This window comes from Neisseria sp. 74A18 (genome assembly GCF_001308005.1).
GTDB lineage: Bacteria > Pseudomonadota > Gammaproteobacteria > Burkholderiales > Neisseriaceae > Neisseria > Neisseria dumasiana.
In genome coordinates this window covers 1-18,494 of sequence record NZ_LGZA01000020.1, presented here as the reverse complement: position 1 = coordinate 18,494, position 18,494 = coordinate 1, and the positions used below count along the sequence as shown (strand labels likewise).

Below are 18,494 nucleotides of genomic sequence, written 5' to 3'. Positions count from 1 at the left end.
TGCCTGAAAAGGCACGTTCTAGAGCTTTTGCAAAGGTCTCAGGCCGTCTGAAAAGCGGCCTATGCTAAAATAACGCCTTATTTTCAAACAGCCTCTTCATTTTCTATGCTCAACCCACACCGCCAGCTTACCGAACTCGTGCGCCTGCTTCAGGAACGCAGCTACATTTTCCCTGCCGACCCGCAACCCATCACCGAAGCCTTGCGCCATGCCGAAGGCAATCCCGAAACCAAACTCAACCGCCGCGCCGAAATTATTGACAGTGACCACAAGCTGCAAGACAGCCTTGCCCGCATCCGCAGCCTGTTTGCATGGCTGCTGCTGGCGGCTACCGTGTTTTGGCTGGTGAGCGGATTTGCCGGCACCGTTACCCTGATGCAGCAATCGGGGCTGAACTTCTTTTTCGTGTTGGCAGGCGTGCTCGGTTTGCACACCCTGATGCTGCTGGTGTGGCTTGCCGCTGTGAGCATGCGCTTCAAACCCAACGGTTTTTTCGCTAACCCTGCTATGTGGATACGCGGTAAAGACCCCGTCAACCAAGCCATCCTGCGCCTGTATAGCGACGAATGGAGCAAACCTGCCACCCGCTGGCTGATCGGCCAAACCACCCACCGCTTGTGGCTGGCGACCCTGCTCGGCATGCTCGCCGCCGTCGTACTTTTGCTCACCGTGCGCCAATACACCTTCAATTGGGAAAGCACCCTGTTGAGCGACGGCACCTTCGTCAAAGCCGTGCAGGTTTTATCATGGCTGCCCGCCAAACTCGGCTTTCCCGTGCCCGATACCGAGGCCGTCTTAAACAGCCGTCTGAACAACGACATCACCGCCTCCCGACAATGGGGCGGCCTCTTAATCGGCAGCATCATCTGCTACGGCCTGCTGCCGCGCTTCGCCGCATGGCTCGTGTGCAAAATCCTTTCCCGCCGCACCCAAAGTCCGCTGCCGCTTGAAAAACCCTATTACCAACAAATTATCCAACAATGGCAGAAGCGCGTTGTTGATGCCGACACCCAAAGCGAAACCGTTACCGCCGTCGCCCCCAAAATCAGCCTTAACCAATCCCCCAAATGGGCCGTGATGCTCGATGCCGAATGGCCCGACAAAACATGGTTCAAACACATCTTAGGACAAGATTGGCTCGACAAAGGCACCGCCGACAGCCGCGATGCCGTGGCCGTCTTAAAAAACGAATTGCAGACACAGCCCGCACAACTGCTGATCGGCATCCGCGCCCGCAGCGTGCCCGATCGCGGCATCCTGCGCCAAATCACCGCTCTGGCCGAAGCCGCACAAGGCGGGGCAGTAGTGCAGTTGCTGGTGGAACAAGACTTTTCAGACGGCCTCGAAGACTATTTAAGCCAATGGCACGCAGCCCTAACCGAACGCAGTTTGCCGTGGTTGGATCCGGCTAGGGTTAGCCAGCGGGAGCGGTTGGAGATAAGTCAAAATGTATTTGATGTATGAAATATAAATTATTCAATAATTTATATGTAATGGCTTTTATTTGTAAATTTGAAAGGATACTGCATGTTTTGCATCGTGAATGAATATGTTATAAGCCAATTAGATAATTTGAGCAGGGATTACACTTGGGATAAATTTCGACTTGATAGTTTGCCAGAGGGAGTGCATATAAACATAGATCAGAATTGGGATTTAGCTAAGAAAAATCTTCAATTACGTCAGCAACTACATGAGCATTGGAAAGTTTCTTCTTTGGAGAAAAGGGAAAAGTTGGCAAAATGGTATGTTAAAAATTGGGGTGGTATTCGTACAAATGATAAAAATACGATAAGTGGCTATGCGGAGTTAGAACCACAAGACTTAATCAAACGAAAAGGAATAACAGGTATTTCATCTTGGTCTAAAGTTCTGAGTATTGTAGAACCTCGAACCTACGCAATATTTGACTCTAGAGTCGCTTTTTCATTGAATGCATTATTATTGCAAGGGGGATATAAATCCAAGTTTTTTCCAGTTTTACCCAGTCTCAATACAAAAATAGTAGAAGCATCTGATAAATTTAAACTTATGAAAAAAAACAATCGGGAGCAATATCAGTCAATGCCATCTAAAGATGTTTATTACAATTATTTAAAACTATTGAAAGAGGTGGCGATTGCTTGTGACACTTCTATTCAAGAAGTTGAAATGTTGTTGTTTGCTCACGCTGAAATTTTGGCAGATGTTGTATTGGATATTTGACTTGCTGATAACAATACTTGATCTATTGTTATTTAAATTGTTCAAATTAGCATAGTAATAAATTCATATAATTAAATAGTTATGCAAAATCCCCTATCCCTAGCCGTCGTCGGCCACACCAACACCGGTAAAACCTCTCTACTGCGTACCTTGCTGCGCGACAGTCAGTTCGGCGAAGTAAAAAACGCGCCCGCCACCACGCGCCATGTGGAAGAGGCGGCGATTAGCGACGGCAGCAATACGCTGGTTTACCTCTACGACACGCCCGGTTTGGAAGATGCGGGCGGTGTGCTGGATTGGTTGGAAGCCAATACTTCCGGCCGTTCAGACGGCATCGAGCGTTTGCAGCAGTTTCTCGACAGCCCCGAAGCGGCGGGCGATTTCAATCAGGAAGCCAAAGTGCTGCGCCAGCTTTTGCAGAGCGATATGGCTTTGTATGTGGTGGATGCGCGCGAGCCGGTGTTGAACAAATATAAAGACGAGCTGACCGTGCTTTCGTGGTGTGCCAAACCCGTGATGCCGGTGTTCAACTTTATCGAAGGGCAGGATTTAAGCGAATGGACAACCATGCTGGCACGGCGCGGGCTGCATGTTTACAGCGGTTTCGATACTGTCGCCTTTGATTTTGAAGGCGAAATCCGCTTGTGGGATAACCTCGCCACCATGCTGCCCGAACGCGATACGCTCGACCGCTTGATGGGGATGCGCCGCCGCGAATGGCAGAAACTCGACAGCGATGCCAAACACGATATCGCCCATTTTCTGCTTGATGTCGCCGCGTATAAACAGGAAATCGACGAAGACGACAACCCCGAGCCGGTATTGCAAACCATGCAAGCCGCCGTGCGCCAGTTGGAGCGCCAGCTTCAGCAGCAGTTGTTCCAAACCTACCGTTTTTACCACAGCGAAATCGACACGGGCGAATGGGCGTTGAAAGAATTCCGCCAAGACCCGTTTGACGCGGATTTGCTCAAAGAATACGGCATCCGCACAGGCACGGGCGCGGCCACGGGCGCGTTAATCGGCTTGGGTGTGGACATGGTAACGCTCGGCGGTTCGCTCGGTTTGGGCACAGCCATCGGCGGCGTGCTCGGCGGTGTGCTGCCGAACATGCAAACCATCAGCGATAAATTATCCGGTATCCAAACGCTGCATATCGACCCCGAAACCATCACATTGCTGGCCGCCCGCGCTTTGGATTTGCTCAACGCGCTGCAAAAACGCGGCCATGCGGCGCAAGCCCGGATTCAGATGCTGAGCGGCAAAACGCCGTGGCAGCCTTCCAAACTGCCGTCTGAATTGAATAAAGCCAGAAGCCAGCCGAAGTGGTCTTCTTTGAATACGCATTTGCCGGAGCAAAGCAGGCGCGAACGTGAGGAAGCGGCAAAGCAGCTTGCAGCTAGGTTATGAGAGGTTATGCGCTTTGCAGTGTATGATTTTTGGATAAAGGAACATAACCGAACATAAAACGAACGGTGTTTGTTGCTTTTTTGGTTGATGGCGAAAATATTTTGAAAATTTTGTTTGACTTCAAATTTAAGGCTTGGCATAATACGCACATCAGGTTGCTTTGTGCAGCTTGATGTTTTCTCCTCTATTTCTCCTTTGTAGACTTGGCGCATACCCTAACGGGCTATGCGCATTTTTTTGCCTGAAGGTTTTATAGGATAAATGATTTTATATTTTTATATAAATCATGCACTTAATATAATATGCTTTGATAGCAGTTTAGGTTGCGAAGCAGTTTTTATGAATGTAGCCATCGTAACCCAACGGTTGAGATAAAACATGTTGAAGGTTGTTTGGCAGATTTGGTTTGTTGTTTCTAAAAAAAAGCAGGATTTATATTCATCGTTTTTATTCGTTTGCGAACATGTAAGATATTTCTGATATTAAGATGATCCGATACCCTATGATTGGTTTCAAAGCTGCAGAAAAATAGAGTCTTATAAATAATTTTAATGGCTGAATTGATAAATTATATAAATAAAAATATTGACGCAGCTCAAATGCTTGGGCATAATTCGCGACGTTGGCTGATTTGAGTAGTCAGCTGATAGTTTCTCCTCTATTTCTCCTTTGTAGACTTGGCACACAATCTTACGATTGTGTGCATTTTTTTATCTTTTTTCGTTGTATTATTTCAGGCAGATTTAAGCGGTTGCATGTTGAAGATTCGATTTTGTTTGATTGAGTTCGTTATAGAATATCTGCTTTGACAATCAGAACGGCTCTTTTGAAAAAAACATGCGGATTTTCAGCCGGTTCAATCTGCTTTTTATTCTTATTGTGAAATATGACGCCACTTTTGGAACTAATGAGCACCGAAGCTCCGGCAGCTGTTGCCGAAACATTGGATTTCTTTTTGTATGAATGTAGTTTGGATGAAGCGCCTTCAATTCAAGAAGTTGAGACTTGGCGCGATGTGTTAACCAAACGTGGGGGTAAATTTGCCCGTTTGGCTGCGCAATGCCAAACGTGGCTGGATGAGGAGAGTTAATGATTAGGCTGCCTGCCAACCGTTATACTGTTTTTGCCGTGTTGTGGTTTTTTGCCGGGGTGTATTTTTTGCTGTTGCGTGATTCGGGCGGTGCGCCGCCGTTCCGCCATTTTGACAAAGTAGCGCATTTCGCCCTCTTTTTTGCCCAAACTTGGTTGTGTGCAAAGGCTTTTATTGCAGAAGGCGAACCGATTCCTTATCGGATGTTATTTGTTTTGGCTATGCTGTTTGCGGTGGGAAGCGAAGTGGCGCAAGCTGTGTGGACAACAACCAGAGAAGGCAGTTTGGCGGATGTTTTGGCAGATGTTTTCGGAGTGGCGGCGGCTTTGTGGCTGGCAAGTAAAGTGAGAGAGGCCAAGCTCTTGAAGTCTTAACGACTTTAATAACAAGTGCTTAGGCAGTATTGAGGCCGTCTGAAAAAAGCTTTTCAGACGGCCTGTGATATGATGGCTCAATCAAAAGTAAAGCAGATTGATATGGAAAAAACGGTTTATCTTTATACGGACGGCGCATGTAAGGGCAATCCGGGTGCGGGCGGTTGGGGCGTGTTGATGCGTTATGGTGATCATGAGAAAGAATTGTTCGGGGGCGAGGCGGAAACAACCAATAACCGAATGGAGTTAACCGCTGTTATCGAAGGGCTGAAAGCATTGAAGCGGCCTTGCAATGTGCAGATTTGTACGGATTCGCAATATGTGAAAAACGGCATGGAGAGTTGGATTTACGGTTGGAAGAAAAACGGCTGGAAAACGGCTTCGAAGCAGCCGGTAAAAAACGAGGATTTGTGGCGGGAATTGGACGGTTTGGTCGGCCGGCATCATGTCAGTTGGACTTGGGTGAAAGGGCATGCCAGTCATGCAGAAAACGAACGGGCGGATGAGTTGGCCAATAGGGGAGTTGGGTTATACACAGGCTAGAGGCCGTCTGAAAATTTTGGGGAAAACCCTTTTCGGTTTAATGCAGCCGCGCGAAGGCTGTTTTCCCCTTTATAGAATATTTTTACCGAACTAAAAAAAGATACGCATTTTTATGTGTATCTTTTTTAATGGTTTTGGCTAAGCAGTTTTTATGTCTTTACAATAAATATCACAGGACGGGTATTTCTGCCAGCTCCAACTTATTGACTGTATAAAGCTATTTTCATAAAGCTTTCGGTTTAAAAGTGGTATTCCAGTCTTAACCCTGCTTCGTGTGTATAGTTTTTGGGCTCGATAACGGAAAGGGTTTGGTTGCCGTTGCGAATGTAGCCGGTATCGGAATCAAATATTTTCCATCCCCGGTAAAACGGGCCGATGCTTACTGCGGATTGATCAGAAAAACGCTTCGATAAAGGCAGGGTTGCTTCGAAACCTTTGCCGTTTTTTTGTTTTAATGTGACGTTAAAGCGGTTGTTGTAGCTGTGTTGTCGGCTGTGAAGTACATGATGGTACGCCACCAACGGTGTGAGTTCTAACGAGCGTGGCAGCTTAATGTGCAGGCCGGCCGCTGCGCGGGCGTAAACGGTTTGGTTTTGGCGGTCGTAATCGTGTTCGTTTTGTTTGCGGGGTAAGTCTTTAAGTACACGGTAACCTAAGCCTGTTTCCAACAAAAGCGATGTTTTTTCACCAATCGGGTAACGGTATTGGTAAGCGGCTTGTATATGGTAGGCTTTGCGGGGCGTATTATGGTAGGAAACAGAGCCGTAAGGTGTGGCGGACGTTTCATGATTGGCCGTTATGCCTCCAGTATAATCCGACTTGCCTTGGGCATAACGGGCATTCAGGTTTGCGCTATGGTAACGGTTGAACGGGTATGCCATGCCTGCCGAAACAGACCATAACTTGCCGCGCTGCTGCATAATGCGTTGGGAGCCGTGTCTGTATTCTCGATAGGTTTCTAGGTAATTTTCTGCACCCACAGAAAATTGGATGCGGTTGTGCATTGGTTCGGCTGAAGCGGTGCGGATACCTGGCAGAAAAGCACAGCAAAGAAGTGCGATATTGTAAAAACGAGCCATTTTTATTCTTTTGGAATATTTTTACCGATTGTAAATCGGTATGGCTGTTTTTAAAAGCGTTATGTTTTGTTTCAATAAAGTTTGTTGCGCGGAATCGTGAACCAAAAAAACCGCCCCACTAGGGGGCGCAAAAGGAACACAAACCACTACCAAAACTTTTACAGGGCAAATTCTTCTATTGTTTGTTTTGCCGGATATAAAGCCTTCATTAAGTCGGAAGGCGAAAGCGTATAATCCCGATTATCTGCTGTAGTTAAGCGGCCTTGACGGGGGGTAAGTTCGATCAGGCGGCTGTTTGCAGCTTGGATAAATGTTTCTTTGGTTGCACGCAAATGTCGTTGTAGTGCTGCGGTAACGCGTTGGTGCAGTTTGTCTTTTTGCTCTACGGTACGGGCTGAAGTGATCCAGCTTAAGCGGGTAGAGGCGTCTTCGGTTTCAATGAGCAGAATGCCGGTATCGGGTTCGTTTTGCGGGTTGTGTTCAAGCCAAACGTAATATCTGCCGTTTAGCGTGATAAACACTGCGCTATGGATTTCCGGACAGTCGCTACATTGTGTTGCCAGCAGTGAACGCACAGCTTTTTGGTGCAATCTCAGAATATCGAGAGAAATCTGCTTAAAAATACTTTCAGGCATTTCTTTCTCCTTTTGCATCTGTTCATGTGCTGAACCGTTGATGTGCATTATACGGAAAAAATGCTGTCTTGCAAATGATAATTGTTATTATTAGTAATATATTTTATAAGCTTATGTTTTAAATGGGAATTAATTGAGTAAATTCTTGAGTGAAATGCTATGCTTTATGCTTTTGGATTAAAAATCATAGGGTTTTGAAAAGAGCCCATATCGCGAATAAACTTATTTTTGATACTAGGCAGCAAGCAGCAGACAACACAAGTATAGTCAATCTACTTAACTATAATGGCAAGGTGCCACAATGCTGGAGTAAAAGTGAGTTGATTTGGTTATATAGGAAAATTTTGGTTGGGTATGGCAGTGGCCAATACATCAAGGCCGTCTGAATGGTTTCAGACGGCCTTGATGCAGAAGATTAAAGATACCGGTTGCCGTAAAAGCGCACGGTATCGTTTGCTTTGGTGTTTATGAATTGAGCAAACGCTCGTCCAGCATCAGATCTTCGCTTTTATTTACGCTGATTTTGCGCTCCAACACATTTTTGGCAATGTCTTGTGCCTCAATCAGCGAATGCATTTGATAAGTGCCGCATTGGTATTCGTTTAATTCGGGGATTTCGTTTTGATTCTGCACGTTTAAAACGTCTTGCATAGAAGCAAGCCAAGCTGCGGCAACTTGTTCCTCATCGGGGGTGCCGATCAGGCTCATGTAAAAGCCGGTACGGCAGCCCATTGGTGAAATGTCGATAATTTCTACGTTTTCACCGTTTAAATGTTCGCGCATGAATCCGGCAAACAGATGTTCCAACGTGTGTATGCCTTTTTCCGACAATATCTCACGGTTAGGCACGCAGAAACGCAAATCATATACGGTAATATCGTCGCCTTTGGGCGTGCGCATGGTTTTGGCTACCCGCACCGCCGGAGCGTGCATACGGGTGTGGTCGACTTTAAAACTGTCCAGCAATGGCATGGTAACTTCCTTTTCAAATATCGGTTTCGCGAGCCTGCAACAAGCGTATCTGGCAGCAGGCATTGAGTTTGGCAGAATCATAACATTTTTTTGCGGGTGAGGCCGTCTGAAAACGAATGGCCGGGCAGATAAGGTGGGGCTTTTGCAAGAACTCCGTCGGAGATGCAGCAACGACGGAGCAAGTTGAGATTATTTGCGAATATGATGTGTTTATTGCGCTGCTATGCTTCGAACTGCATCCGCATACGGAGATGTTACAAAGGTGTCCGGCTGTATGAACGAGTGAAAAAGCTTGTGCCGGTTTTTTCACAATACATCCAATCTTTTGAAGCATTTTGGAGACGTTGTGTAAAAGCCGGCACAAGCATTTGGGAAGTTGAACAATCGTTATTCAAACAATACATCAATCTCGCCGTTGGCTACCGCCAATGTTGCCTGTTTGGGCGGGTGGCCGACGGTTTGCTGCCATTGCAGGAAGCTTTGTGCAATAACCGGCAGCACTTGCTGGTTGAGCAGGTGGTCGATATTGCGGGCGCCGCTGTCGTTGATTGTGCAGGAAGATGCAATCAGATGAACAAATTCATCGCTGTACACCAGTTTGGTTTGATGTTGTTCGTGCAGATGTGCCGCTACTTTATTGAGCTTGAGACGCACGATTTCAGCCAAGGCTTCTGTTTGCAACGGTCTGTACAGTATAACCTGCATCCGCGCCAGCAATGCGGCTTGGAAATGATCTACCAAAATAGGGCGGATAGCTTCTTGGAGTTCTGCCTGCGTGTATTCCGGTGTTTCCGTGCTGCTGTCTTCTTCCGGCATTTCGGGCTGTTTTTGTTCGGATTCGGTAGATTCCGGAGTGGATGAACCTTCTGTTTCGGGCTGTCCTGCCGGAGCGTCTTCAACAGGTTGGAGCAGCTGGAGCAGTTCGTCGGCACCCAGGTTTGAAGTCATCAAAATAACGGTGTTTTTGAAGTCGATTTCCCTGCCTTCTCCGTCCCGCATGATGCCTTTGTCGAACACCTGATAGAAAAGGTTGAGAATATCTTTATGGGCTTTTTCAATTTCGTCCAATAAAACCACGCTGTAAGGCTTTTGGCGGACGGCTTCGGTTAAGATGCCGCCTTGCCCGTAACCGACATATCCGGGAGGAGAGCCTTTCAGTTGTGATACGGTATGAGCCTCCCGATATTCAGACATATTGATGGTAATGAGAGATTTTTCGCCGCCGAATAAAGCATCGGCCAATGCCAATGCGGTTTCGGTTTTGCCGACACCGGATGGGCCGGAAAGCAGGAATACGCCCAACGGGGATTCATTGGTTTTCAAACCGGCTTTAACGGCGCGCAGGCTTTGCGCAATGGCGTGGACGGCTTCGTCTTGGCCTACCACGCGCTTAGACATGATGCTTTCCAATTGCAGCAGGTTGGCCAGTTCGTCTTTGAGAATGCTGCCTGTCGGCACGCCGGTCCAGTCGGCGATGATGTTGGCGATCACGCTTTCGTCAACGCTGGTAAATATTAAACTTTGGCCGTCTGAAGCCATTTTTTCCAATTCGGCTTGGGCTGCGTGCAATTCGTCTTTCGCGTGAATGCGAGCGGATTCATCGGTGTCGGGGTGTTTGATTTTTGCGATTAATTCCTGCACTTTATCGGCCAGCTGTTTTTCTGCTTCATAACGTGCAGTTAATGCTGCTTTTTTGGCATTTAGTTCGTCGAGTTCTTGCTGGGCCAAAGCCATTTTTTCTTGCTCTGATTCGGTTGCTTGGCTTAATAAATCATCGGTTTTCAACGCTTCAATTTCACGTTGCAAAGATGCGGCTTGGGCATCCATCAGGCTGAACTGATGCGGTACGGTGTCCAAACTCATGCGGACACGGGCAGAAGCCGTATCCAACAAATCAACTGCTTTGTCGGGCAGTTGGCGGCCGGTAATGTATTTGCGGGAAAGTTGAACGGCTGCCACGATGGCGGAATCTTGAATATGTACGTTATGGTAGGCGGCATAGTGCTGTTTCAAGCCGCGCAGCATGGTAAAGGCCGATTCATCATCGGGTTCGTCCACTTTAACCATTTGGAAACGGCGCTCTAGGGCGGCGTCTTTTTCAAAATACTGTTTGTATTCGCTCCAAGTGGTTGCGGCAATGGTGCGCAATTCGCCTCTGGCCAATGCGGGTTTGAGCAAGTTGGCGGCGTCGGCGCCGCCGGCGCTGTTGCCCGCACCAATTAAAGTGTGTGCTTCGTCAATAAACAGCAATGTTGATTTTTCAGCGTTTTGAACGGCTTCGATTACGTTTCTCAAGCGTTGTTCGAATTCGCCTTTCACGCCGGCTCCGGCTTGCAGCAAGCCTAAATCCAATACCAGTAATTGAGTGTCTTTCAAAATGGCAGGCACTTCGTCGGCTGCAATTTTCAATGCCAAGCCTTCTACCAATGCAGTTTTGCCGACACCGGGTTCGCCGACCAAAATGGGATTGTTTTTACGGCGGCGCAGCAGAATGTCGATCATCTGGCGGATTTCGGTTTCTCTTCCGAAAATAGGGTCTATCTCGCCTTTTTGTGCTTTTTCGGTAAGGTTAACGGTAAATTTGGCCAAGGCTTCGTTTTGGTGGTTTTGGGCAACGGAAAAAGCGGCTGATTCGGTATTGCCTGCTGTTGCAGATGAGGCGTTTTCCGCCGCATCGCTTGTGTGTTGGATGCCTTCGGTAGAAACTTCGTCCAGCCAGTTTTTCAGACGGCCTATCTGTGTTTCGGTGATGCTGAAAAGCGGCCAGGCATCTTGGCTCATTAAGCGGTAGGGTGATTTTAATAAAGCAATGTAAAGGTGTGAGGAACGGATTTCTGTGCTGCCGTCATCAGAAGCCTGCAGCCAGGCATCAGACAATAGTGCAACCAATGATTTGGACAGGCTGGGGTTGCCGCGCACATTTCGGGGCAGTTTGTCCATGGTTGCCAGAAGGGGATTCCAGATGCCGTCTGAATTGATTTCATAGCGGCGGAGAATCGATACAATATCGCCTTCATCCAGCTCCAACAGTTTGATAAATAGGTGGTCGACGGTAATTTCGGCATGACCGCGGGTTTGACATAAACTGGCCGCCGCTTCCATAGCCTGTTGGCAGTAATGGTTCAAACGTCGGAGAAGCATGGCTTGATTCTGAGCAGACATAATAATTCTCTAGTTAATGTGTTTAATAAAAAGTGCTGCCGGTGGGCAGCACTTTAGCGGCTTAAGCGCGGCTTTCGTTCCAGCTGTCAGAGTGGATGATGTTGCCGTCTTTGTAAGTCCAAGTGATTTTTTCGTAACGCAATTCTACGCGCTCCAAGTGGTTGTAGCGCTCGCGTTGCGGATCTTTGATGTTGTACATTACAGGTGCAACACCTACCACTTTAACGTTATCCAGCTTGGTATTGAAATACTCTTTCTCTTGGCCGGATTCGTCGATTTGATACCATTTGATCTCTACTTCTTTTAAAGTTTGGCCGGTAGTAACCGCTTTAAACAAGTAGGGAGAAGAAGCATCGTATTCTTTATACAAAACGATCGGCTCGTGTACGCGGGTGCCGGTTAATTTGCCGGTGTTTGCATCAGTAGGAATACGTACGTTGTGTTGGAATTCAACGATTTCAACGCTGTTTTCACGGCCGTTTACATCTACAGAACCCTTAATGGCAGAGCCACCGTCGTCTTTCAGCCACATATAAGCAGGAATTGCCATATATTACTCCTTGTGTAATGAGGAAGGTTAAGATACTCCCTGAAAGGGAGAAAGTTTGCCCAATAAGCATATTGGTAAACTTTCTTTATTCTAATGAAATTATCTATATTAAATTTATTTTTTAGACGAAAGTCATATTTTTAAGACAGATGTCATTTGTGATTAATCATTTCGTTGGGAATCAAGGTGATTTCAACCCGTCTGTTTTGTGCTTTGCCGTGTTCGGTTTCATTATCGGCTATAGGTTTCGTATCTCCGTAACCTTTGGTTGCAAAGCGGCTGGCAGGGATATTGGAAGAAATAACCAGCCAATCGCGCACGGCAACGGCACGTTGCTCGGATAATTTCTGGTTGGCTGCCGGGTTGCCGACATTATCGGTATGGCCTTCGATAATGACTTGTGTATCAGGCTGCTCCTCAATTGCCCGGATCACTTTGATTAACGCTTTGTTGGCATTGGCTTTTAATTCGTATTGCCCTGATTCGAAGAGGGCAAGGCTGTCAATCGTCAATACCACCGGTTCCTTCTTAGGCGTGGGCTGCGGCGTGGCAGGCTTGGAAGGGGTAAGCATTTTTTCCAGGCTGATGATTAAGTCGTTACCGTGGTAAAGGCCGAGACCGTAATGGGTAGGAATTCCTTCGTTTTGGTAACGTTTAAGCATATTCAGCTCGGCATATAGGGTATCGGTTACTTTCAGACGTTCGGATTCGGAAAGATTTTCTTTGTTTTTAAAGTCGTTAACGTGTGCCTGTATTCCTTTAAGAAAAGCGGCATTGTTATAGCCTGAACACATAACGGCTACACAAATGGCGGCAACTATGATTGAAGATATTTTGAATAACAGTTTTTGCAGCCAGTTGGTTTGATGGAAAGAATCCCGACCGATAATTTTTTCGGGTAAATGCAGCGTATAGGATGGATAAACCTTCCGGATATTTGAGTATTGAATATTCAGTTTGCCTGTACGGTTTGAGATAAATTTATGCCATTGGGAATGCGGAGTGGCGTCTGAACGGTTAACAAGGCCGATACTGCGTACATCGATATAAGACCAACCTATATCATGCTGATGGTTGAAATATTGTTTTAAGCAATCAAGTGCTTCGATCAGGTGAATATAATGTTGGTTGTTCAGAATATTGTGATTATGGATAAATTCTGATGCCAAATGTTGTTGAAAGCTTTCAAACTGCTTGGGCAGATTTGATTCTTGGATACCCGTGTTTAATTTTTGTGCAAACCACACAGGTTCTGAAAATTCATTCACCCCTAAAAAATCTGCAGGCATATTGATAATCAGATTTACAGGAACGCAAGCATCAATGTTTTTTTGCAGAAAAAGAATATTTCTCAGCCAGTTTTTCAGTAGAGGGGTTATATCGCTATGTTTTGCAGGACGACATACCAGAGCCAACCCCAAAAAAAGAGGTTTGCTTTTGTATTCATCCATTAATCCGAGTGCTATTTTGTTTAGATATTCCGAATTGTTTACTGGAATATAGGCGATGCCGTCTGAAACATTAACTTTGTTATCCGTTAAGTCGGTATCCAAAATGAAAATAAACTTAACTGTCTGCTCAAGGTTCTTAATCTGGTTGCGGATGTCAAACCATTCACCTTGATAGCCCGTGTTTTTTGAAAGAAATTCTTTTCTTTTGAAAAACCATAGCGATACACAGCCGATTACGATTAGTAAAAGGGCAACGCTTTTTATCAACCAATGGGTGTCGATATAAAAAACGATGATGCAGAAAGCTGCCAGCCCGGAGGCCAGCAGCAAGGATAAAAAAGTATAGCGGTTTGAATCCATATTTCAGTTATGCTTATTTGGTTGTGATTTGTTGCGCTAAATTACTCAAATAAAAATCGTATATAAAATACGTTACAACGGTAATAGCCAATAAACAGGCAAATACCCAACCCGGATTGAAAGAGAAACCTTTTTTCAGCAATGTGCCTTTGTAGTCTGAATAGAAAAAGTGGCCGTCTGAAGTATCGGCGGAATAAGCGGGCTTGGGCACAAAACGGCTTAACTCGTTGCGCCACTTTTGCGCTTCCTGCTCATCTAAAACATATCGGCCTCTGAAGCCTAAATTCAAAATACTTAAATATCCTTCGGCAATTTTGCTGTCGGGCGTTTTTTCTGAGCATAATTTTTCGATTCTGTCGCACAAAACATCCCCTGCGTGATAAGACTGGAAAAAGTGGACTTGCAAAGGTTCCATTTCCCAAACGTCCCGGTCTTGCCCTTGAAGGTGTTTTAATGCCATCTCATCCAGAAGGGCGCATTGGGCATACGATAGGGCATCGATTTCTTCTGATGAAAAACCATGCTCGTGCAGATGGTTTTTGAATTGCGCAACCAATGTTTTTCCATATTCGTGCCAAGTAGCTGCGGTTTCGGGTGTGGCGCCGGAAGAGAGAGTGGCAACGGCAATCGCGGTATCCCGCAGGCTGCTTCTGATTAAAAATTGATTATTCATTTATGGGTTTCTTTCACTCAAAGGTTTACAACAGCATATAAACTTAAACGCAAATTGGTAACAGATGCCGGAACATAGATGCTGAATGCTTGAGATTCCAACATGCGTTTGAAAGCAGGGTGGTTTTTATCCAATCGGAAATAAACATTGTCCATGCGTACCGGCAAGCCTGCCGGCGCTTGATTCAACAATTGCAAAGGCACGCCCAACACAGCGGTGTTGATAACTCTTTCCACATCATCAGGTGCGCCGACTTTGCTGACTAAAGGCAATTGTTTCTGAAGGTCGAGGAACGATAAGGTTTCAGAGTGTGCAGACAGGAAAAATTCTGCCGAACCATCAATGCGGCTATCGAATATCTGTGCTCTCCATTGCGTCGGCTTGAAGTGATCCAAACTGATTTCAATAACGGGGGATGGAATCACTTCGTCTAGCAAGTCTCGAATTTTTATTTCTAAATTATTGAAAGTTTTATATAAATTTAAGTGGTTGTAGTTGTCTATGTTTTCAACGGATTCGGAGATGCGGAAGGTGTACAACATCCCTAAAAGTCTGCTCATCAGCTTGTACAACTCTTCGGGATGGTGGTTCGGATGCAGTTCAAGATGCGATATTTCGGGATACACGCTGTTGAGGCTGTGCAAAAACCAAAACAAAGTCGAATCGGAAACGGAGAAATCTACAAGATCTTCGCTACGGGCTTTCCGACGTGCCGACAAACTGTGTATGCGTGAAAATAATAAAGACTTAAGCCTTTGTAAAAGCTCAACAAGATAAGGCGAGCTTTCAAGCAGCACAGAAGGGGGAACATAGCGGCTGTCGAAAGTGAATTTTCCGTGTTCGTTTTTAGACAATCTGGCAACCGGGCATAAAATATAGTTGTCGTTGTCTTCAAAATCGAATCTGATTTGGAGGTTGTATTGCTCGACGGCAATTTCCACTTCTTCGTCTGAAAATAAATCGGAAACCGTTTCAAAATATTTTTTGAAACGGCGTGGTGCGCCTGCAGTGTCTTGTTTGCCCGACAAATTCGAGGTGTGGCTTTGCCAAATGGGAACAGCCAGATAAACCAAAACATTTTTGGCCGACTCCGGAATGATATCTAAAGGACGGGCTTCAATAATATCGTTGCTTAAACGGGTATCTAAAACAATACCGTCGGGCAGGCACAGTTGTATGAAATCGATTTTGATTTTTCCGACTTCAAGTGCTTTGTGATCAAGATGTTGCTGCACAACTCCCCAATTAAACGCCCCTGTTGTTTTCAGCATAGTAGCCGCTACAAAATCATTATATTGATTTTGTTGTTGAAAATGCTGGGGTGACAATAATATGCCTTCTTCCCATAATGGTTTGTAAATTTTCACGACTGCTTTATTCCTAAAAAATAACCGATAATCATCATTTCTGGACAATAGCATATCTTAGCTCATATACTCAAAATAAATAATTAGCGGTATATTTTCAAAACTGAGCGAATAGGATATTGATTCATTGCCGCGGTATGGTTTTTTAAAACGTGTACAAGGTTTTATCTTTGTATGATTTAAACAACAATCTTTAGGATAACGACGATCATGAGTAGCAAGAGTTTTCAAAACGAAGTACCGCCTGCGCGGATTAATATCAAATTGGATTTGCATACGGGCGGAGCGCAGAAGAAGGTGGAACTGCCTCTTAAATTATTGGTAGCGGGCGATTACAGTAACGGACAGGATCACCGCCCGCTTGCAGAGCGTGAAAAAGTTAACGTAAACAAAAACAACTTTGATTCGGTTCTTGCCGATTACAACCCGAAAGTGAATATCGCCGTTAAAAACACTTTGGCCGGCGACGGCAGCGATTTGAACGTGGATCTGAACTTCACTTCGATGGACGATTTCCATCCCGAACAGATTGCCAGAAGCGTTCCCGAACTGCGTGCTTTGCTGGCAATGCGTAACCTGTTGCGTGATTTGAAATCCAATTTGCTTGATGACGCCGGTTTCCGCCGTGAGCTGGAAACGATTTTGAAAGATGAATCGCTATCTAAAGAACTGCGTAACGAGTTGGAAAAAATCGCGCCGGTTGATAAGTAATTTCAGCAACGTGAGAATATTGAACAAGGAAAATAAAATGCAAAAAGTCCAGCAGGCTAAAACAGCGGTTGTTGAAAAAACTGAAAATATTCAAAGCGGTAATATTTACGAAACACTTTGCCAAAAAATCAATTTAAATACCGTTGATTCTGTTATCGATATCGAGAAGTTCCAAAGCAATGAGAAAATGTCGGAATCTTCTGCCGATGAAAGGATTGCGGCGGCGGTTAACGTATTTTTGAAAATGGTGCAGGATTCTTCCCAAAAAGTGGAACGTCTTGACCGTAGTTTATTGGATTATCATATCTCTAGAATAGATGAAAAAATCAGCCGGCAATTAGATGAAATTCTGCATAACGAAGAATTTCAGAAAGTGGAATCGGGTTGGCGCGGTTTGAAATTTTTGGTTGACCGCACCGATTTCCGTCGCAACGTAAAAATCGAAATTCTGGATATTTCTAAAGAAGATTTGGTGCAAGACTTTGAAGATGCGCCAGAAATTTCACAAAGCGGCCTTTACCGCCATACTTATACGATGGAATACGATACGCCGGGCGGAGAACCGATCGGTGCCATTATTTCCAATTACGAATTCGGCAGAAATCCGCAGGATATCGCGTTGCTCCGCAATATTTCCCGTGTTTCAGCCTCTGCGCACATGCCTTTTATCGGTTCGGTAGGTGCGGAATTTTTCGGTAAAGAGCATATGGAAGAAGTGGCTGCGATTCAGGATATTGCCAGTTATGTTGACCGTGCCGAATACATTAAATGGAAGAGCTTCCGCGAAAGTGAAGATTCACGCTACATCGGTTTGACTTTGCCGCGCTTCCTCGCCCGTTTGCCTTATGGCAGCGATACAGTGCCGGTGCGCAGCTTTAATTATGAAGAGCAGGTTAAAGGCAATGATCACGAGCGTTATCTGTGGGCGAATGCTTCTTTCGCCTTTGCTGCCAATATGGTTCGCAGCTTTATTAACAATGGCTGGTGTGTACAGATTCGCGGTCCGCAGGCAGGCGGTTTGATTGAGGATTTGCCGATTCATATGTACGACTTGGGCACAGGAAATCAGGTGAAAATTCCTACTGAGGTATTGATTCCCGAAACGCGTGAATTTGAATTTGCCAACTTGGGCTTTGTGCCGCTCTCATTCTATAAAAACCGTGATTACGCCTGCTTCTTCTCTGCTAACTCGGCACAAAAACCGGCTTTGTTTGAAACCAAAGAGGCAACGGCCAACAGCCGCATCAACTCACGCTTGCCGTATGTATTCTTGCTGTCGCGTCTGGCTCACTACCTGAAGCTGATTCAACGTGAAAACATCGGCACTACTAAAGACCGCCGCATGCTCGAATTGGAGTTGAACACTTGGATTAGCGGTTTGGTAACGGAAATGACCGATCCGAGCGATGAATTGCAAGCTACCCATCCCTTGAGAGAGGCCAAAGTGATTGTTGAAGATATCGAAGATAATCCGGGCTTCTTCAAAGTGCGCTTGTATGCCCGCCCGCACTTCCAAATTGAGGGCTTGGATGTGAACTTGTCTTTGGTATCACAAATGCCGAAAGAAAAGAAATAAGTTTTGGTTATGCAAAAAGCACTCTGATGAAGAGTGCTTTTTTATACGAGGCCGTCTGAAAATTCAGACGGCCTTTTTATTCTTATAGTTAATCCACTTAATTTTTAATACAAGGCAGTAAGCCGCAGACAGTACGGTCGGCGCGCTTCAGCGGCTTACACCATCGTTCTCTTTGAGCTAAGGCGAAGCAACGCCGTCGTAAAAGTTAAGGGGCTGAAGTAGATTAGCCCTAAACACCACACCAAAGCCGCAAAGTTTTTAACTGCTGCTTTGGTGTCCCGAAGTTAAAACGAAACTCACATTCTTTCAAGAACAGAGGAAAAGATTTTCGGTCGA

16 protein-coding genes and 1 pseudogene are annotated in these 18,494 nt (G+C 45.7%); 8 read left to right on the top strand and 9 right to left on the bottom strand.

Going from position 1 to position 18,494, the window contains the following annotated elements; translation table 11 throughout:
* Nucleotides 1-105: 105 nt before the first annotated feature.
* The 6 genes from AKG43_RS07455 (at nt 106) to rnhA (ending at nt 5,622) form a co-directional block, all read left to right on the top strand.
* Entirely contained in the window at nt 106-1,464 is a 1,359-nt protein-coding gene (locus tag AKG43_RS07455; protein ID WP_054599941.1) for a DUF2868 domain-containing protein, read from the top strand.
* A gap of 63 nt (nt 1,465-1,527) precedes the next feature.
* Nucleotides 1,528-2,205, top strand: coding sequence for a hypothetical protein (locus AKG43_RS07450; protein ID WP_054599940.1), 678 nt, complete (start codon nt 1,528-1,530; stop codon nt 2,203-2,205).
* A gap of 81 nt (nt 2,206-2,286) precedes the next feature.
* A complete protein-coding gene (locus AKG43_RS07445; RefSeq protein WP_054599939.1) occupies nt 2,287-3,615 on the top strand; it encodes a DUF3482 domain-containing protein in 1,329 nt (442 codons plus the stop codon).
* A gap of 886 nt (nt 3,616-4,501) precedes the next feature.
* Nucleotides 4,502-4,705: a hypothetical protein gene (locus tag AKG43_RS07440; RefSeq protein ID WP_054599938.1), complete on the top strand. Its 204-nt coding sequence runs from the start codon at nt 4,502-4,504 to the stop codon at nt 4,703-4,705.
* A gap of 2 nt (nt 4,706-4,707) precedes the next feature.
* Nucleotides 4,708-5,079, top strand: coding sequence for a VanZ family protein (locus AKG43_RS07435; protein WP_054599965.1), 372 nt, complete (start codon nt 4,708-4,710; stop codon nt 5,077-5,079).
* Between the two features lie 102 nt (nt 5,080-5,181).
* Nucleotides 5,182-5,622 carry a ribonuclease HI gene (gene rnhA, locus AKG43_RS07430; protein ID WP_054599964.1) on the top strand — a complete coding sequence of 147 codons (441 nt, stop codon included), beginning with the start codon at nt 5,182-5,184 and terminating at the stop codon, nt 5,620-5,622.
* Nucleotides 5,623-5,861: 239 nt separating this feature from the next.
* On the opposite strand, the gene AKG43_RS07425 is transcribed toward rnhA, so the two are convergent.
* The 8 genes from AKG43_RS07425 to tssK all read right to left on the bottom strand — a co-directional run bounded on the left by AKG43_RS07425 (nt 5,862) and on the right by tssK (nt 15,925).
* Entirely contained in the window at nt 5,862-6,701 is an 840-nt protein-coding gene (locus AKG43_RS07425; protein WP_054599937.1) for a hypothetical protein, read from the bottom strand.
* 158 nt (nt 6,702-6,859) lie between these two features.
* Nucleotides 6,860-7,336: a hypothetical protein gene (locus AKG43_RS07420; protein ID WP_054599936.1), complete on the bottom strand. Its 477-nt coding sequence runs from the start codon at nt 7,334-7,336 to the stop codon at nt 6,860-6,862.
* 465 nt (nt 7,337-7,801) lie between these two features.
* Nucleotides 7,802-8,308: an S-ribosylhomocysteine lyase gene (gene luxS, locus AKG43_RS07415; protein ID WP_054599935.1), complete on the bottom strand. Its 507-nt coding sequence runs from the start codon at nt 8,306-8,308 to the stop codon at nt 7,802-7,804.
* A gap of 387 nt (nt 8,309-8,695) precedes the next feature.
* The gene (gene tssH / locus AKG43_RS07410) at nt 8,696-11,470 is read right to left on the bottom strand and encodes a type VI secretion system ATPase TssH (protein WP_054599934.1); all 2,775 of its coding nucleotides are present in this window, start codon (nt 11,468-11,470) and stop codon (nt 8,696-8,698) included.
* Between the two features lie 61 nt (nt 11,471-11,531).
* Nucleotides 11,532-12,020: an Hcp family type VI secretion system effector gene (locus AKG43_RS07405; RefSeq protein ID WP_054599933.1), complete on the bottom strand. Its 489-nt coding sequence runs from the start codon at nt 12,018-12,020 to the stop codon at nt 11,532-11,534.
* Between the two features lie 152 nt (nt 12,021-12,172).
* On the bottom strand, nt 12,173-13,831 hold the full coding sequence (locus tag AKG43_RS07400) for an OmpA family protein (RefSeq protein ID WP_054599932.1): 1,659 nt from the start codon (nt 13,829-13,831) through the stop codon (nt 12,173-12,175).
* A 13-nt stretch (nt 13,832-13,844) separates the two neighbouring features.
* The gene (locus AKG43_RS07395) at nt 13,845-14,504 is read right to left on the bottom strand and encodes a DotU family type IV/VI secretion system protein (protein ID WP_054599931.1); all 660 of its coding nucleotides are present in this window, start codon (nt 14,502-14,504) and stop codon (nt 13,845-13,847) included.
* Between the two features lie 17 nt (nt 14,505-14,521).
* Nucleotides 14,522-15,925 (bottom strand): type VI secretion system baseplate subunit TssK, encoded by a 1,404-nt coding sequence (gene tssK, locus AKG43_RS07390; protein ID WP_231718130.1) that lies wholly within the window; start codon nt 15,923-15,925, stop codon nt 14,522-14,524.
* A 156-nt stretch (nt 15,926-16,081) separates the two neighbouring features.
* On the opposite strand from tssK, the gene tssB reads away from it, so the two are divergent.
* Both tssB and tssC read left to right on the top strand, forming a co-directional pair.
* The gene (gene tssB / locus AKG43_RS07385) at nt 16,082-16,582 is read left to right on the top strand and encodes a type VI secretion system contractile sheath small subunit (protein WP_054599929.1); all 501 of its coding nucleotides are present in this window, start codon (nt 16,082-16,084) and stop codon (nt 16,580-16,582) included.
* A gap of 37 nt (nt 16,583-16,619) precedes the next feature.
* Entirely contained in the window at nt 16,620-18,158 is a 1,539-nt protein-coding gene (tssC, locus tag AKG43_RS07380; RefSeq protein WP_054599928.1) for a type VI secretion system contractile sheath large subunit, read from the top strand.
* A 229-nt stretch (nt 18,159-18,387) separates the two neighbouring features.
* Here tssC and AKG43_RS12765 read toward each other — a convergent pair.
* Nucleotides 18,388-18,494: pseudogene (locus AKG43_RS12765) on the bottom strand (IS1595 family transposase); the annotation flags it as partial.

Coding starts and splice junctions, on each gene's coding strand:
- AKG43_RS07455 (WP_054599941.1), top strand. CDS start 106: ATGCTCAACCCACACCGCCAGCTTACCGAACTCGTGCGCCTGCTTCAG.
- AKG43_RS07450 (WP_054599940.1), top strand. CDS start 1,528: ATGTTTTGCATCGTGAATGAATATGTTATAAGCCAATTAGATAATTTG.
- AKG43_RS07445 (WP_054599939.1), top strand. CDS start 2,287: ATGCAAAATCCCCTATCCCTAGCCGTCGTCGGCCACACCAACACCGGT.
- AKG43_RS07440 (WP_054599938.1), top strand. CDS start 4,502: ATGACGCCACTTTTGGAACTAATGAGCACCGAAGCTCCGGCAGCTGTT.
- rnhA (WP_054599964.1), top strand. CDS start 5,182: ATGGAAAAAACGGTTTATCTTTATACGGACGGCGCATGTAAGGGCAAT.
- AKG43_RS07425 (WP_054599937.1), bottom strand. CDS start 6,701: ATGGCTCGTTTTTACAATATCGCACTTCTTTGCTGTGCTTTTCTGCCA.
- AKG43_RS07420 (WP_054599936.1), bottom strand. CDS start 7,336: ATGCCTGAAAGTATTTTTAAGCAGATTTCTCTCGATATTCTGAGATTG.
- luxS (WP_054599935.1), bottom strand. CDS start 8,308: ATGCCATTGCTGGACAGTTTTAAAGTCGACCACACCCGTATGCACGCT.
- tssH (WP_054599934.1), bottom strand. CDS start 11,470: ATGTCTGCTCAGAATCAAGCCATGCTTCTCCGACGTTTGAACCATTAC.
- AKG43_RS07405 (WP_054599933.1), bottom strand. CDS start 12,020: ATGGCAATTCCTGCTTATATGTGGCTGAAAGACGACGGTGGCTCTGCC.
- AKG43_RS07400 (WP_054599932.1), bottom strand. CDS start 13,831: ATGGATTCAAACCGCTATACTTTTTTATCCTTGCTGCTGGCCTCCGGG.
- AKG43_RS07395 (WP_054599931.1), bottom strand. CDS start 14,504: ATGAATAATCAATTTTTAATCAGAAGCAGCCTGCGGGATACCGCGATT.
- tssK (WP_231718130.1), bottom strand. CDS start 15,925: ATGCTATTGTCCAGAAATGATGATTATCGGTTATTTTTTAGGAATAAA.
- tssB (WP_054599929.1), top strand. CDS start 16,082: ATGAGTAGCAAGAGTTTTCAAAACGAAGTACCGCCTGCGCGGATTAAT.
- tssC (WP_054599928.1), top strand. CDS start 16,620: ATGCAAAAAGTCCAGCAGGCTAAAACAGCGGTTGTTGAAAAAACTGAA.